This window comes from Paenibacillus typhae (assembly GCF_900099765.1).
Lineage (GTDB): Bacteria > Bacillota > Bacilli > Paenibacillales > Paenibacillaceae > Paenibacillus_AQ > Paenibacillus_AQ typhae.
On the sequence record NZ_FNDX01000001.1, the window covers coordinates 1 to 18221 of the forward strand.

At 50.5% G+C, this 18221-nt stretch carries 6 protein-coding genes; 5 read left to right on the forward strand and 1 reads right to left on the reverse strand.

What is annotated here, in order from left to right; genetic code table 11:
* Nucleotides 1-430 precede the first annotated feature (430 nt).
* Nucleotides 431-2008 (reverse strand): stalk domain-containing protein, encoded by a 1578-nt coding sequence (locus BLR64_RS00005; RefSeq protein WP_090710988.1) that lies wholly within the window; start codon nucleotides 2006-2008, stop codon nucleotides 431-433.
* A gap of 164 nt (nucleotides 2009-2172) precedes the next feature.
* On the opposite strand from BLR64_RS00005, the gene BLR64_RS00010 reads away from it, so the two are divergent.
* The 5 genes from BLR64_RS00010 (at nucleotide 2173) to BLR64_RS00035 (ending at nucleotide 18156) form a co-directional block, all read left to right on the forward strand.
* Nucleotides 2173-2796 (forward strand): deoxynucleoside kinase, encoded by a 624-nt coding sequence (locus tag BLR64_RS00010; protein WP_068725385.1) that lies wholly within the window; start codon nucleotides 2173-2175, stop codon nucleotides 2794-2796.
* Entirely contained in the window at nucleotides 2793-3446 is a 654-nt protein-coding gene (locus tag BLR64_RS00015) for a deoxynucleoside kinase (protein ID WP_090710991.1), read from the forward strand. Before BLR64_RS00010 ends, BLR64_RS00015 begins: the two co-directional genes overlap by 4 nt.
* 353 nt (nucleotides 3447-3799) lie before the next feature.
* Entirely contained in the window at nucleotides 3800-4324 is a 525-nt protein-coding gene (locus BLR64_RS00025; RefSeq protein WP_090710996.1) for a hypothetical protein, read from the forward strand.
* A gap of 424 nt (nucleotides 4325-4748) precedes the next feature.
* On the forward strand, nucleotides 4749-10403 hold the full coding sequence (locus tag BLR64_RS00030; protein ID WP_090710998.1) for a hypothetical protein: 5655 nt from the start codon (nucleotides 4749-4751) through the stop codon (nucleotides 10401-10403).
* A 28-nt stretch (nucleotides 10404-10431) separates the two neighbouring features.
* The gene (locus BLR64_RS00035) at nucleotides 10432-18156 is read left to right on the forward strand and encodes an S-layer homology domain-containing protein (RefSeq protein WP_090711000.1); all 7725 of its coding nucleotides are present in this window, start codon (nucleotides 10432-10434) and stop codon (nucleotides 18154-18156) included.
* Nucleotides 18157-18221: the final 65 nt, after the last annotated feature.

Below are 18221 nucleotides of genomic sequence, written 5' to 3' on the forward strand. Positions count from 1 at the left end.
TAGACAATTTCATAATTCAAATATCACCATATTTACACGCACAATCTTATAGCGAAAATCATTTATTGTTCGGAAATAACTGTTGTTGTGACATTAATGCTCATCAAACACGAAAAAAGGTACGATTATTTCATGGTAAAAAATGTTTATGAAATTGTCTCCAGACTGCAGTTAAAATGAAAAATAGCCTCTTTTCGCGCTGAATAGTTGCAGAAAGTGCAGTTATAGCACCCCCTTGAAGCATATTTTACATAAGGATGAAAAAAACAGCCCCGCATCACCGCCTATTAGGCGGGACACGGGGCTCTTTGAGTGGAGACACTATTGTTTAGCTGCACTTTAGCTGCACTTTAGCTGCACCTTAGTTGCACCATAGTTGCACCATAGTTGCACCATAGCCGCACCATAGCTACATCAGAGCAAGGCTGCATCACTTCATACTAATCGCAATTTCCTCCTGTTGCGGCAGCCAGTTGACGGTGGCGCCGAGCTGCTCGCTGATAAAGCGCAGCGGGAGATAGATTGTACCGTTCACAATAAACGGCGGTCTGGCGAGGGTGACTGCAGTACCGTTGACTATTGTCTCCCCGCTTACGGTATTAATGGAGATAGAGAGAGACGGTTTACTCACGGCGGTTCGGGTGATGGTTACTATTTTCTCAACCTTGGAAGCTGTACCGCCGTTACTGTTGGGAGTGATCGTATGGTTCTCTTTATAGGCAACGATGGCTCCCAGTTTATCAAATAGCGACCGCAAGGGAACGAAGTTCTGGCCGCCGCGGGTAATCACACCATTCGTCAGATTGACCGGCTCTCCGTTCAGCGTAACGGCTATCGGCTTCTGCATAGGCACCGGCTGGTCAAAGTTGAAATCATAGTTAGCGTAGCCGAGCTGAGCGTTTTTGTTGACGCCCCAGCCCCAGAGGGTGCCGTCACTCTTTTGCATAATGATGTGGCGCCCGCCGCCCTTTATGGAAGTAATATTGGAGGCCAGCAAGGTGAACACTGCATCTGCAGTAATCGTTTCTTCTTCGATGGAGGTTGTGTATACCTTGCCGTCCGCTGTTAAAGCTACGATAGATCGTTCCATAATATAGGCGTTCGTTACATTTCTGATTCCGGTGAAGCGCAGCGGTACCGTCTGCTCATGGAAGGTTGTGCCGTCGGAGCTGCCGGTAATGGTCATTCCCCGGAACCAGAGGTTAGCGCTATTGTCGATGGCAAGTGTGCTGCGCCCGTTATCACGAAGGATACGGATATCCTTCAGTCCGGTTACAGGTACCGGATTCATTACATCGCTGCCGGCAACCGGATTATAAATCGACTCGACGGGCCAGGTCCAGACCGTGCCGTCTCCGGCAAGCGCGAAGTTATTCTCCAGCTGGATGATGCCGCTCAGCTTCCGGACAGGCTGGAAGGAGGTAAGCTGATCGGTTGAGGTCCAGACCGTCCCGTCCTGCTTCAGGAACAGGAATCTTTTCCAGGCGCCTTGCTCATTATCCTCAAAATAACCCCCCGCAGCAGTTACTCCATCTATTCCGTTAACAGGGGAGAAGGAGACCCGCGAGGTACCGTCGTCCGGTAACGCTGCCTGATAGACCGCACCGGCCCCGCTTACAGCCAGGTATGTACCCTGCACCATGGAAAGACCGGTCAGATTCGTCATTTCTGCTACCGGCAGTGTTTCAATAGCTAAGGTCTTGGTGTTGGTCTGCCATTGCCAGACGGAGTGATCCTGCTTAACGGCAAGCCCTCCGCCCCCGGCCAGACCGAAGGAAGCTTTAACCTCAGCAAGTCCCGGCACACGTGTAGGCACCGAGCGGCTGTCGCCCCAGACCCAGAGGCTGCCGTCCGTTTTGATCAGGTGATCCGGCCCGTAGTCGGCGATACTGGTAACAGCAGCGGTTGTGTCGGCCGCCGCAGCCGCTGCTCCGTTGCCGGAGGCTGGAAAGCCGGCTGCAGCAGCCAGGCTTAGCGCCAGGCCGAGCAATTTTGTCCATTTTTTCATAAGAGCTCTCCTTAGTATTCGAATTCCATTAACTTACATTTAGACGCGCTATCCCCATAAAAAGTTTCTGCAGAAAAATGTCGCTCATTGTCGGCTGACCTGTGATACAATATCCTAGTCTGTTTTTTTAGTTTTGTCCGTATCTGAGGAGGAAATCAGCGTTAATGAAACATGCACCTTTTATTGCAGTGGAAGGCCCGATCGGGGCCGGAAAAACCACCCTTGCTACCATGCTGGCAGCTGAGCTTGAGCTTCCGGTAATTAAAGAGATTGTTGAAGAGAATCCATTCCTGGACAAGTTCTATCAGAATATGGATGACTGGAGCTTCCAGCTCGAGATGTTCTTTCTCTGCAACCGTTACAAGCAGCTTGAAGATACCGTGACCGAGTACATAGTGAAAGGGAAACCGGTTATCTCGGATTATCATATTTATAAAAATCTGATTTTTAGCGAACGGACGCTGAAGGGTACGAAGCGGGACAAATACCGTGAAATTTACCATGTGCTCACCGATGATCTGCCGAAGCCGGACATCATTTTATATATCAGGGCAGATCTGGATACACTGCTGGCGAGAATCGCCAAGCGTGCCCGTCCGTTCGAGGAGGAAATTTCCAAGGCTTATCTGCAGCAGCTGATCGAGGATTACGACGATGCCATGGCCCAGCTGGCGGTCCGCGAGCCGTCGACAACGATCGTTACTATTGACGGGAATAAGGTTGATTTTGTGGAAAATCAGGAGGATTACCACACCATCGCCGCACAATTAAAGGAGCTTATGAAATGAACACATACAACATTCCGGAGAACGCGATTATTACCGTAGCCGGAACGGTGGGGGTCGGCAAATCGACGCTGACCGGAGCGCTGGCGGAGCGGCTGAACTTCCAGACCTCGCTGGAGCAGGTTGACCACAACCCTTACCTGGAGAAGTTCTATCATGATTTTGAGCGGTGGAGCTTCCATCTGCAGATTTACTTCCTGGCGGAGCGGTTCAAGGAGCAGAAAAAGATGTTCGAGCTGGGCGGCGGCTTTGTGCAGGACCGTTCGATTTATGAGGACACCGGCATTTTTGCCAAAATGCATGCCGATCAAGGCACTATGTCCAAGACCGACTATGACACATATACCAGCCTGTATGAGGCGATGGTGATGACGCCGTATTTCCCGCATCCAGACGTGCTGATCTATATCGAAGGCAGCCTGCCGTCGATCCTCACCCGGATCAATGAACGCGGCCGCGAGATGGAAATCCAGACGGATGTCTCCTATTGGGAGCATATGCACGGACGTTATTCCCAGTGGATCAACGAGTTCAGCGCCTGTCCGGTGCTGCGCCTGAATATCGACGACTATGATGTAAAAGACCCGGCTTCGATGTCCGCGATTCTGGAGCAGGTGGGCAAGGCGATTAACCGGGGTGCGGTGGCGAAGTAATATTTTATATAGAGGGTAGAGGGGAAGCCAATCGGGAGCGGTTGGCTTTTTTTTTGCGGGAGAAAAAAAATAAGGAGTTTCAGAGATTGTTCAGAGGCTTGTGGTAGATTATTTTGCATCATGATATTAGAACACTGGTAAAAAAACAGAAATTCGGATTTATTCATATTCCTTGGGGGCATATATGATAGTCTGGTTTAGAGTTATGTTAAGCGGATGGATTCTGTTCTGCGGGTTGGCGGTCAGCTGGTTTTTGTGTGGGGCAACAGGGCATTTTAGGCAGGGGCTCAATCTGATGGAAGCTTCTCTGTTGCTGGGTGGCCGTGTGGTAGGGATGAAGGGGGAGAAGGGTTTTGATACATTTAGATGAATTTATAAGTATAGTAAAAAATAATTGCATCCGAAATATTTACACTACAGGGGTGGTTTTACCGCCGGACAGCGAAAATGATGTCGCTGAGTTTGTACCAAATAGAAGCCTCCTGTTTTTTGAGCTTGGAAATCAGCTCCTGAAATTTGAAGCTATCGAGCAGTATTCAAAAATATTGATTACAACGGTTCCTGCTTTTAAAGTCAAGGTAGAGGTTGAAGATGCCATTCCAGTGAAATCAGTTGTTACTGATCTACTTTTAGATAACAGTTTGATTGATAACAACATTAGTCAAATTGAATTTTTTATTCTTATTGATAGCGATAGTGAAATGGTTTGTGATACCTTGAGGCTTTCATTAACAAGCAGTACAAATAAACAGGAGTTGTTCCTAGACCCGCAATTTTTCGGGATAAATATTGGAGGCAACGGAGTAGAGAGATTATGGAGGATTGCGCAGTTAGAGGGCTATCATGCTAATTCAACAGTTATTAATTTCACTGACTAATTTTCGTTTTATAATTTAAAGACCCCAAAAAAATCTAACGGATTCCCGGCTTGGACAATAATTACGTCCGGGCTTTTTTTTTGTTTTCTATAGTCGTATTCGATACTTTTCTAAGTGAAATAGTCGAAAAAAATAAAAAAGATTTAGTAAAAAAGAAAAAAATACGCACTTTCATGCATTTTACCCCCTTTTAACCCCGCTGAAACAGTATTTTGTCGAGATTTGTTAAGAGTTTGTTTAGAGCTCCCTGCTAGAATGAATTTTAGATATGAAAAAATAGGTATTAAGAAGCTAATCATTCTTGTCCGTCGTAAGGGAGCCGAAAGGAGAGAGCGTGCAGACACAAGGTAAAAGAGACTAAACACCAACTATTCTTGTAGGACGGCGGACTTAGAATGATGAAACAATAAGGGGGAGCATCGAATTGCTGATGAGCAGGAAAGCGAAGAAATACACCGCATTAAGTCTGACGATTATTATGCTGCTGTCTTTGATACCTGATATGTGGACAGGGCGAGTGCAGGCTGCGGCAAAAGACATTGAAGTGGTCTTTAAGAGCGGGGCGCGCATAGGAAATCTGTCCTACAGTGCGACCAACACATTTATTAACTTCTATAACAATCAGGTAGAAGGGTTCAGACAGACTGAGACGGATAAGGATGCCAGCTATGATTGGGCAAGTGGAGATATTTTTGCCGGAGATGGAAGTGATGAAGCAACGGTCCAATTTGAGATTCGAGTTGCAGATAACCCGATTCTACGTGAGATGGCAAAAAGCGGTCATGCAGAAGTACTCACAGGATTCAATATTTTAAGACGTCACTATAAATTTTTCAGTGGTTCACGTGAATCTGAGATAAGAATCAGTATCGATGGTAGAACGGTTATTCATGAAAATACTGATGACGGTAATGAACAAAAATACAATAAATCTGCAACAGCTATTATTAATCCTAATTCAGTAATTCACGTATGGCTTTATGGAGAGGGATCAATGGATGGAGAGGGTGTAGGTGTACGCGGGCTATATTTTAATTTCCAAGATTTGCAGCGCCCGGTGCTGAAAGACTACACCTTCACCGGTAACGGTGCGACCCGTGAGAATACAACGATTAACCAGACTGAGCTGTATGTGAAAAAGAACGAAAATGTTACGGTTGCTTACAATTTCACAGAGCCGGTTAAGCCGACCTCGCTGGTTGCCAGCAACTCTGAATTTTTCCTCCGGCATCCGTTGTTTATGAATCCGGCGGGAACAGGACTTCCCGGGGCGGGGCAGATGCAGTATCTGGAGAACATTACTTACTTCAACAGAGGAAACAACGATAACAATCTCGCTTCCTTGTATAACCAAATCGCCTTCTCCTACAGCCCGAACGAATACTCCCAGAGCGGAAACCTTCCGGTGGAGCCGAAGATTGCAGGGACAACCCCGAACAATCCTCCAATGGAACAGACCATGCAGGAGAAATTCACGGCAGCAGGACTTGCAGATGCGGCGGGTAATATGGCAACGATCAGCTTCCCGAATGCCGGCAGCTCAGCGAGCTTGCCGAATGTACAGGGCAAGACAGTCGATCCGTTCAACTATAAGAGCGGCGGCTACCGCGTCATTGTCGATGCGGTGCGGCCGAAGTATACCAAGGTCGGTAACGGCATCCAGCCGGAAATTCTGACCGGGGTGACGCTTAACGAAGGCGATGTTATTGATTTTACCGTGCAAATGACCGAAGAAGCCGTTGTTAAAAAAGGCTGGGTTACTGCACAAACCTTCCTGCGCTTTAACAACGGCATGAAGGCTTATTACACCGGCGGTTCCAATACAAAGAACTGGACGTTCCGGATGACCGTGCCTGGTGGTAAGGAGGTAGAGGCGCCGCTGCTTAAGGTAATCGCACTTTCGCATGATTCGAAGGGCGACAATACCGACATCAATGTTATTCAGGACTATGCAGGTAACCTGCTGTTCCAGCCGGCCAACTATGACGGCGAGCATGTGGACGGTGATACGTCGCTGGTGAACTCCAAGATCGACTGGGCTAACCTGTCCATCGACAACACGCTGCCTATTATCGGCTACCGTTATGAAACCGGCGGAGGCAGCAATACAACTTATCAGAAAAAAGGAAAAGTTACGATAGATGCTAACGATCCTGCGGTCAAAGTTCCAAGTCTGGATCCGATTGCTGCAGACCGCGGCCTTGACAGACCAAGCCGGGGGATTTACCGCCCGTCAAATATGACCGGCTCGGCATCACCGTCGGTCGGCCTGGTGTACTACCTGTGGAGCCAGAGTCCGGCAGATCCGTTCGCCACTGTAGCGGAAGATAACTATGCTGCGCTTAAACGCTATGCGTTGTCTGCGAAGCAGCCTTCTGAGGAACTGTATCCGAATGAGTTCCAGGATATCAAGCTCCAGGTTGCCAATAACAAAACCAACCTGCTGGCACCTCCGGCAGAAGCTTTTACCTCCGAGAACAGCGGAGAGTGGTATCTGCACACATGGACTGCAGACATGACCTGGGATTCAGCGCGTGAGCTGAAGCAGTACGAGCTGAAGCAGCAATATGTCAGAGAGCATGATGAGCAGTACAAGGCCTGGCTTGCAGAGGCTCCGGGCACTGAAGATGAAAAAATCCTGTACGCCGATAACAAGGCACTGGTTGCTGTAGGACAATACGGCGACACAAATGTATGGAAGCTGGACTACTTTAAGAAGGATGATTCCAACTGGACTCATAACGTAGGTATCCTGAAGCTGGATAATCAGGTTCCTTCCATTGCTAATGGTACTCCGAGTAACGACAACTCTAACAGTGTTGAGATTACAGCCCTTGTATCTGATCCGCACAGCGGAATCGATACCGTGAAGTACCAGTGGGTCAAAGACGGCAATCAGCCTGCGGATGTCGACTGGAAGCCAGCCAACTACAATGGCACAACAGTAACCCAGTCAACCTACGAGGATGTTTTTGAGGATGGCAGCTACTGGCTCTACCTTAAGGCGGCTGATAAAGCCGGCAATGAAATTACGGATGTGGCGTATAACAAGACGGTTACTGTGAATTCACAGGACAGCATGCCTGCCGAATTTACACCACCGTCCAACCCTAACTATGTGCAAAGTCATGATGTAATGTTCAGCATTGGAGGCATTACACCGGACTTTGTCGGATATGCCATTACCGGCAGCTCCAATCATCCGGCTGGCGACAGTGAATTTACAGCACTGGAGCCGGCAGAAATGACGGGGAAAAAATCGCTTCTGGAAGCATCGCCATCACCTTCACCGTCTTCATCAGCTGAAGCGGGCAGCGGCGGAGCAGAAGCAACGCCAACACCGACACCTGCTCCAGCTGAAGGCAGCGGAGGAAACGGACCGGAGATCACTCCGGCACCAACACCCGCAGCCGATCCGGCTGTAGAACCTGCAGTCGGCGCAGTGGCCGGTCCGGCGGCAATGATGAAGCTGCTGTCCGTTGGCCTGCTGAATACAGGCAGCTTTAAGCAAGTGGCTGTCAATACACTGGAGGCTACACCTACACCAGCTCCTGAAGCTTCGGCAACGCCGGCCCCAACTGCCGCACCGGAAGCATCGCCGTCTGCGGATGCTGAGCTGACAGAGGGAGCAGATCAGGCAGCCATGCTGCTGGCGGCAGAAGAAGAGGCTGAGAAGCTCACCTATCTGATTCCGGCCGATGCCACCAAGAATGGTGTGCAGTATGTGCATTTAATTGTGAAGCAGGGCGACAAGGCGTATTACTACTCCAAAGCCTATTATTTTGATAATGAGCCGTCATCAGTAACCTACAGCAAGAACGGCGTTAATTATCCGCTGCCTAAGCAGTCGCTGAGTGTTACTGTTTCCGAGCTGTACAGCAAGACAGGCGCGAAAACGAAATACCAATGGGTCAAAGCGGATGCTCCTGCACCGGATGCGGTTTCCCAGGGATGGACTGACCTTCCGCTTGGCGGAGCCGTTGAAATTACCGGCAAGGATCTGAAGCCGGGTGAAGTAGCCGATTACATCCTGTATGTTTGGTCCGTTGACGGAGCAGGCAACAGTGTCGTCTCTCACACGCCTGAAAGCTTCAAGGTTTCGGCGAGCGGAGATAAAGATGCACCTCCGGCAGCTGCCGAGTCTGCACTCCTGTACCTGTCCGGTGACGAGGAAGACGGTTATACCGCCATTGTGAAGCTGAGCCTCGACACAGAGGATAAAGCAGGCTATGAATATTCCATTTCGCCGGATAACGGAGCCAGCTGGGTGAACTGGAAGCCTTACACGAACTTTGTATCGGTTAAGGTGCCTACAGGTAATCCTGCATTCCTGGAAGTCATGGTGAAATACAGAACGCCGGGCGGCAAGATCAGCGACGCTGCCAAGCTGAAAATACCGGCCCAGATGCCGGAAGATGCTCCGGTATATGCACTCGCCAGCATGAATACTACCAGCCCGGTGAATGCCACTGTCGGTGCCAATATTGAAGTGGCGGTTCCTGCAGGTGTCAAGGTTATTGTCGGAAAGGTGAATCCAACCGTACCGGTACGCACAGGCAATACCTTTAATGTCAAAGAGAACGGCTTCTACAGCTTTGATCTGATCGATCTTAATGATGCCGAGCGTACAGACACCCTGTATGTTGTCGTTAAGAATGTGGATGGAACGGCGCCGATGGCAACCGTAGAATATCCGTTCACAGCACTGACGAACAGCAATGTTACGGCTCAGCTGGTCGATCCGTCAGAACCGATTATTATTACGAACAACAACGGCAAGAGCTCTTATACCTTTACGGAGAACGGCTCGTTTACCTTTGAATTCAAGGATGCCGCAGGCAACACCGGCACAGCGGTAGCCACAGTGAACAATATTGACAAAGAAGCACCTAAGGTAAAAATTGTCCGCTCGTACCAGTACGGGGCTGATGGCAGCCAGGCGTTCGGCACAATTAAGGACAGCAACGGCAATGTGGTGCTCTCCTCCGGAGTAACGCTGGAAGTGCAGAAGGCGGATAACTCTGCGAAGCAGATCTTCATCACCAGCCAGAACCAGACCGTATCAATGAAAGAGAATGGTGTAGCTTCCTTTACCGTAGCTGACCAGTTCGGTAATACGACTGTAATTAAAGAGACCGTAACCAATATCCTGAACACAGCGCCGGATGCGGATAAAATCACTTATACGTTCGTAGATGCTGCTGGTAAAGCAGTTCCAGACAGCAAGATCGTTACGATCGGGGGACAGGAGTACGCACAGGGCAAGGTGAAAGTGACGGTATCCGGCAAGACGACAGCACCGAATATGGTGTTTTCGGGACTCAAGCCGATTCAGTCGGGCGCAAGCTACACGAACAAAATCAGTGCGGCAGACGGTACATTCACTTACTCGAGAGAGTTTGAAAGTGCGGGTTCAACGGTAATGACGATCTCCGACCTGCTCGGCAATTCGAGCAAAATTCCGGTTACTGTAAAAGGTCTGGATAACACGGCACCTGAGCTCACCTTGAAAAAGAGTGCCGTCGGCATTGCCCAGAACAAGCAGAACTTTAACTTCGCCGTTGATCTCGGCGGCTACACCGTCTCCGATAACGTATCGGCGGCAGCGAATGTGAAGGTGGCGATCACCGGTCTTGATCTGACGAAGCTTGGCCGCCAGCAGGTTACTTACACTGCAACTGACCAGGTCGGCAACAAAACCGTGGCAACGCAGGATGTTATTGTCGTGAAGGACGGCGGACTGCTTATCTTCGGAGACGACACACTGATTTCAGCTTCCTCCGGAGAATCCGCATTGTTCAGCAGCAATACCATTACCTTCAAGATCAGCGGCTACAACACAATGAAGGTTTCAGGCGCTGACAAAGTGAATGAGTGGGGTACCTTCGATCTGATGTATCAGTCAGGACTTTACCGCGAAGGGCAAATGAAAACCATCGCTACCAAAATCACCTATGATCAGCTTGTGAGCGGACAGTACAAGGTTACTTTCCCGAAAGCCGGCTGGTACACAATTATCGTGAGAACGCAGGAGCGCGACCGTGAGTATGCGACCTTCTTCGTCAGCAGCACGAACTAGAAATGAACTATGAACAGGGGGATTATAGGTGAAGCTGCTTAAAAAAACGTGTGCGATGATGCTCTCCTTTGTGATGGTATTCCTGTCCACATCAGAGAGCCTGCATGCCCTGGCGGATGCGGCTAAAGCAACTAACACAACCACGATTCAGAATGATTTCATCAAGGTGACCGTGGATAATGCAACAGGCCGGTACGGCGTCCGTACCATTGAAGGCCAGCCAATACGCAAAAAAGACCAGAATACGAACCTGCTGTTCCAGGGAGATGATCCGGAAACGTCGTTTACGACGTTCCGGATTGACGGAACAGATTATATCTACGGCAACAAATACAAGTTCGACAGCAAGTTTTATTCCGAAACCACAGCACCAAAGATTGTAGAGAACTCAAACGGAACCAAGCAGCTCGAAATGCTGTGGAAAATCAAAGGCGTAGAGATCAAGCAGATCCTGATGCTCTACACCGACAGCAAGGATATGGTGAATTCCGGTAATATCAATATCCGCTATGAAGTCAATAACAAGAGCGGGGCTGTCGTTGAGGTCGGCAGCCGGATCCTGCTGGATACAATGGTCGGCGCCAATGACGGGCCGCTGTTCCAGATCGGCACTGCCTACCAGGCTCCGCTGATGGTAGAAAGAAAGCTGGTGCATGACCCGCGGGCAGCAGGTATTCCTGAAGAGGATGCCGCGCTCTACAAGCTTCCTTCCTACTGGGTTATGCGTGACAAGCTGGACCTGACCAATCCGCAGGCGACGAATGTTGTCGCCTACGGCTTCAACAATATTGCCGAGCAGAATATCAACATTGTTGATGAGATGATTGTCGGCCACTGGAACGGGCTGGCCAACACGAAATGGGATTACAAGGTGAATCCGAATCTGGATTTCACCCGCGACACCAATGATTACGGAAGTGCCGACTCTGCAGTCGCCTTCTACTGGAACCCGGACAAGATTGCCGCCGGCGGTTCCCAGAGCTTCGAGACCATTTACGGCCTCGGGGAAATCATTGCTCCGGATAAAGTATTATCGATCCGCTATGTAGATCAGATTCAGCAGCTGGCGACTCTTGAGGATGACAGTGCCTACAGGGATGAGGGTATTTTCGATATCACTGCAGAGGTAGAGAATCTGGCCGCTTTTAACATGGAGCATTCCAAGATCGAAGTGCAGCTTACGCTCGAAAGCGGGCTGAACTTCGTCAGACTTGACAGTAAAGGGAACGTCGTAAGAGATGCGAACGGCAATGCGGTGCTTGAGAATACGCGAAGCCGGACGCTGGAATTCAAGAAAACGGCTTCGCCCGAAGAAGCGGAGCAGGGTATCCAGCCGAAGTACAAGCCGGGTGATACGATTGCCGCATCGTTCAAGGTGCAGGCTAAAGGCAGACCGTGGCCTACTACCCGCGAATATATGATTACAGCACGCAGTCCGGAGACCCAAAGTGAGATTGAGGGTGTAGCGGATGAAAGCATCAAGGCGCAATATGAGTCGAACAAATCGAACTTCATCTTGCTGCCGCCTGTAGGTGAGGCAACACCGACCTATGTATATGGAATGTCTCCTGATGAGCTGTACAGCACAGACGTGAAGTATATGACCGTCAACCTGTCAAACATCGAAGCCTACAATACAGGTAACGAGACGACAGCGCCTAACTTTGATCTGTATCTGAAAGAGACAGTGACCGGTGAACGCTACAAGGTTAATGTACAGGATGCGGTTGTTATGCAGCCGACTGATGACGGAATGTCCGGTGATATGAGAATCACTTACCGCGGCGGAGATAAAGTGGATGAGGCCGGCAATGTAATCGAAGAAGGCCTCGGACCTGAGCTTCCGCTCGGTGAATACCAGGTGGAGATTGACTACAAGGGCGATGCCGGCGGTGACGAGGAAATTGCCTCCATGTATGACATCACCACCGAACAGACCATTATCGTATCCGACAATGACGAATCACGGATCCGTGAAGCCGGCATTATGGTCGTATATAAGCAGCTGGTGGATGTCAGCGGCATCGCAAACGGATCATCTGTAAGCGGAGATCTGCTGGATGATCTGAACAGTTTGTTCCCGGACGAGCCGTTTGAAGATGGGGCGTTCCTCTATAACGCAGTAACAGAGTACAAGAAGACCAAAGCCGTAATCGGCATGGCCAGCAAGGCTGTTGATCCGGAGTTCGAGCTGAGTGAATTCATGGATGATGAAGCGCTTGAAGAAACACCTCTCTACAACTACAGGCTGTTTGACTCCGAGGAAGAGCTGGAGGAATTCGAGGCAGAAGCAGAGGAAGAGGAAATTGACCGCGAAGTGGTTGTTGTCATCCGCGGGATGATCAAGCAGGTCGGCTCCAAGGCTGACGAGCAGGTTATTGTAGATACAAAGACTGAACCGGCCATTATTAATGATGCTGTAGCTTATACAGGTAAAGATCTGGCGTTTGTCCGCGGTAAGCTGGACATCTTCGGAACAACACAGTCAGATGACATGCCGTTCCTGGATACCCTGTTCATCAAAGGGGACGGAACACTGAGCGTGGCAAGCAGCGGTTTTATTTTCCATAAAGGGGAATGGACGCTGGATTTCTTCAACGGCTTCAACAAGTCGCTGGGTGATGAGAACTTTAACCTTCCATCGGCCGGCTCAGGTGATGATGAGGAAGAAGAAGAAGAGGAAGAAGAAAACACGAACCCCGAAGATGATACCCAGAACGGCAGCCTGAAATGGGCAGTCGGGGGCGTGGGCGACAGATTGAATCCGCTGCGTCAGGTAATGATCGAGGATGTATACTTCAACAGACAGTCGCTGTTCGCAGCGCCGAGCTTCTCGATTGACGGCTTCGGACTTTCTTTTAATGACTTTATGTTAAGAGAAGGCGGGATTTCCTTCGGCGGCTCCCTGTCGATGAAGATCATTAATGCAGAGATCAACAACGTGGTGTTCAATGATAAAGGTTTTGTCGGCATTGACGCGGCCCTCAAATTCGACTTGGGTGAGGAAGTTGGCTTATTCGGACCCAAGAAGGAAGGCGCCAAGAAAAAGGATGACGACGGTCCGGCAAGCCCAAGCGGTGAAATTACCGTCACCCACTTTGTCCAGGATATCGGCGGAGAGCCGGTAGAGAACCAGTACGGGCTGGCCTTTGATGCCCAGCTCAAGAACATGCTTGAAGTATCGGTTGAGCTGTCCCTTAAAAAGGTTAGAGACGGCCGGATTCTGCCGGATGTCATTGCCTTTGGAGCAGGACTTCCTTCTCCGGGTATTCTGATCACCGGTGCCACGTACCTGACAGGAATCCGCGGTGCGGTCCGCGAGCTTGCGGATACCATTGCCGGCGGAAGCAAGGATGATCCATTCCCGCTGACTGTGTCAGCCGGAGTAAGCTTACGCTTCGGTATGGCTCCGGCTTACTTCTTCGGAGATGTCGATCTTACAGTGAAACGGACCGGACTGAAAGTGGAAGGCAAGATGGATTTCTCCACGATGGCAGAGCCGGAAGATGATGACAAGCTGCCGATGCTGACCAAAGCGCTGCTCGAAGCCCAGTGGGTCACCCCTTGGTTCGTGCGTGTGCAGGCAGAGATGGATATCGGCGGCTGGGATATCATTATCGGTAAAGCGGGGATTTTTGTCGGGCAGAACCTCGAGAAGAACCGCACCGATTTTGAAGGCTATATCGGCTCCAAAATCCAGATTCCTAATGATGTGCCGATTGTCGGCGGTATGCCGCTTTCCAGCATGTTCCTCGGAGTCAACAATGATAAGGTATGGGGAAGCATCGGCATTCTGCTGATCTCGCTCGGAATCACTTATTACTGGGGCGGCGGGGTTGAATTCGGAACCTCGACAGACCAGCTTCCGGATGGCGTCATTCATCTGGTTGTAGATGACCCTGAGCTTGGACCTCGTCTGATGGTTATCGGACAGGGTGTTGAGACCGTAGCAACCTCCGAAGCGGCTGTTCCGGCAGCTGAGCAGGAGAATCAGGAAATTGTCTACCGCGAAGTTGCCGAAGGTGTGGAATACGTTGAAAATGGTTCACTGAACGTCAGCGTAGGCGGCATCACGGTTAAAAACAGCGGCAGAGTGCATGAAATTCCAATGGGTGGTGTAACCGGTAATGCGGTTATCGAAATGGAGTATGAATCCAAGGATCGTCCGGAATTCACGCTGAAGGATGCAAGCGGCAAGGTATTCCCGGTTAAATTCGACAACACGAATACAGACCCGACTGCCAATGCGTTCACCCAGTACATTCCGGCAGCCAATTCAAAAGACCAGGTCGATGTGCGTAAAGCATATATCATCGTACCTGCAGATAAGGTAAATGGCGGCACATGGACACTGACTGCGGTTTCCCCGGTCAAAACCAAGCTGCTGAACGTACCGACTGCACCGCAGCTGAACGATATCGTTCTGGCTAAGGACAGCTCGAATGCGAACAAGTTCAACGCTTCCTGGAAGGTAGCGAATGCGGCCGAAGGGGATACAATCAATCTGTATCTGGCCCAGGACGCCGTCTCCAAGAAAACAACAACGCTGGACAACGGAGAGCCCGTGCTTGAAGCAGGTGATCCGGGTCTGCTCATCGCCAAGGATATACCGGTTGGCCAAAATGGCGGCGTCAGCGGCGGAGTAACCAGCGGTAGTACAAGTATTGACGTAACCAATGTAACGCTGATGGGCAATCCGGAGGATATCCGCGGACTGCTGAGACAAGGAAATTATTATCTGCGTGCGGAGCTGAAATCCAGCGCTACCTTCGCTACGAAGACTTCGGTGCAGAAGTTTGAGATTGTTGATCCGTATGCACCGCAGAACGTCAGCGATCTGAAGGTTGAACCGGCAGGAAACGGACTGTTTGCCCTTTCCTTCAAACCGGGAGCAAAGAAAGCCGGACACAGCGGTTATGAGCACAGCTATATTATTGATGCGAAACGTCTTCAGGACGGCGAAATGAAGGATTATGACAACTTCGGCGAAATCCTGTTTACGGAAGCCGAGCTTGCCCCTTACTGGAATGCGGCAACAGGCAAGTATGAAGGCATTCTGATCGGCGGCTGGTCCGCAACCTCTACATCAGATGTTGTGGAGCTGGGCAGTCTGGAAGGCACCACGATGGACCTGAAGGATGTGAAGTATGTCGGTCTTGAAGTCGGCTATGAATACGAAATCGGCGTGTCGGCAGCGACTGTTCCGACCGAGGCTGATGACAAAAACCAGAATTACCATTACGCAGACCGGATTGCTGCTGCGAAGAAGCTGCTTCCTGTACCTGTTAAGCCTAAGCTGAATGTGACAGGCCAAGGTACCGTGGAGAATACCGGTGATTACATCAATCTGCTTACCAAGCAAACGGAACAGACACTGACGTTTACTTCGGATCAGAAGAATGTAACGGTAGAAGCGTTCTACGCTGAAGAGTCGATCGGTAAGGTAGCACTCAGCAATACCGCAAGCGGAAGCCAGGGTACGCTGAAGCTGTCCAAGTTCCAGACAGACGGACCGTTTGCTGTAGAACTGCGGGCAACGAATACAGTAACCAAGGACCTTTCCGTAACGATGCTTTATCTGACAGTTGATACCATTGCGCCTGTGCTCTACATTGACCAGCCGGCGACCGGGGCAAGAACGGTTAACGACGGTTCGGGCAACAAGATCACTGTTGCAGGTACTACTACAAAGGGAACTCTGCTGAAAGTAGGCAGCACGGTAGTACCGGTTGCTGAGGACGGCACCTTTAATGCACAAGTGCCTGTCTCATCGGCTGATCCGACTGTTGCACTTCAATTTACCGCTACAGACGGTGCCGGCAATGAAAATTCAGCAGTTGTGAACATCTCCAATGAAAGCTTTGATGTTCCTTCGGCACTGATTCTCGAGCAGGTTCCTGCTCTGCAGCCTGGCGAGAAGAGCGTCATTACCAAGGCTTATCTTAAAGTGGCCGACGGCAAGGACGAGAACGGAAAGACGAAGTATAAGCAAGTGGAAGTAAGCCAAAAGGACATGAGCAAAATCACCTACTCTGTAGCATCCGGAGATTCGGTTGATGTGGAGACCGTGGTTAATGAAGCAACACAGCAGCGCACCACTACCGTTACAGCCCTGGCAACCGGCTCTAGCCTGATTACAGGGGAGTACACAGTAGCGGATGGAGTAACAATTCAGGGCTACACGGTTGCTTCGGTTGAAGTACCTGAGCCTGTGAAGCTGGGCAGTCTGGTTATTTCTGCAGAGCCTGCAGGGACGAATACTACCCAGACGAGAATTGTGGTTTCCGACTCCGGTGATATGACCGGACAACAACTGGCGTACAAGGTTTATAGCGGAGGGAATGCAGTACTTCCTGAGTTTAGATCGGATCTGAGCGACTGGAAGATCCTGCCGGCAGATGGCGCAATATTCGTGAAGCCGGGTGATGAGATCGTCGTTGCGAAGCGGACATCTATGGACAAGCTGGCAATGGCAGCAGCTATTACGGATGCCAATATCTTCACCAACAAGCCTGGCGGAACAGGCGGCGGTGGAGGCGGCGGTGGCGGCGGTGGCGGGGCATTGCCAGTGACTCCGGCTCCGGAAGGCGCACCTAAGGTGACGCTGAACGGCCAGGATGCAGAAGCAGCCTGGAATGGAACAACAGCTGTCATTCACCTGACGGACAGCAGCAAAGCTGCAGAGGGCAGCGGTGATATTACAATCAGCAGTACAGACGCAGCTGCTGCAGGCTTCGATATTACTGTTGATCAGAGCGTTGTGCAGCAGGCTGTTACAGCCAAGAAGAAAGTGGTTATCCAAGTTCCGTTCGGATCACTTGTCCTGACACCAGAGCATCTGTCCCGACTGAATGGTCCGCTCCAGATCAGCATCGGAAGCAATACTGCTGCTGATAAGACAGCCATGTCCACAATCGCATCAGTCCAGAACTTCACTGTTCTGGGAGCGGGCGAAGGGGTGCATGTCGCCGTCAATCTGCCTTCCGGCAAATGGGCTCCTGCCCTCCAAGCCAATGTTGGCATTCCGTCTGGCATTACTGCCGGCGCGATTACCGCAGTGGTTCTGAAGGATGCCAGCGGATACTGGACAACAGTCCCTTGGAAGCTGAACAGCAACAGCACAGCTGTAGATGTACAGCTGACCGGCGAAGGAAGCCTGTTCTTCATCAGCAACAAGAAGGCATTCAAGGATGTGGCCGCAGGCTTCTGGGCTCAGCAGGATATCAATGCCGCTTCCGGTAAACTGTTTGTGTTGGGTAAATCGGCTGACAGCTTTGCTCCTCAGTCCAAGGTTACCCGCGCAGAGCTGCCTACGATTCTCCTGAGAGTGGCAGGCCTGATGAACAATCCGTTCAGTAAGCAGAATTTCTCGGATGTGGCGGCGAACAGCTGGTACAGCCGCAGCGTATCGATCGCTACTGAGCTGGGTATCGTAACCGGCCAGAACGGCGGTCAATATGCACCGCAGGCTACCCTGTCACGGATGGAAGCAATGACCATGGTCGGCAGACTCCTGAATGTTATCAGCGCCGGCGGCGAGACGCTAAGCGAAGCTGAGGTAACGCAAATTCTCGCAGCATATGCTGACAAGGATTCCATTCCGGCATGGGCTCAGCAGTCGATTGCACTCAGCATCAAATACGGCATCATCCGCGGTGTGGACGGTAAAATCAACCCGGCCGGCGTATTGACCCGTGCTGAAGCAGCTACGATTGCAATCAGACTGGACCAGTATATTACAGACAAACAATAGAGCAGCAGGGCCCGCATCAGCTGAGAAGCTGATGCGGGTATCCTACTGTACAGCATTTCAAACTA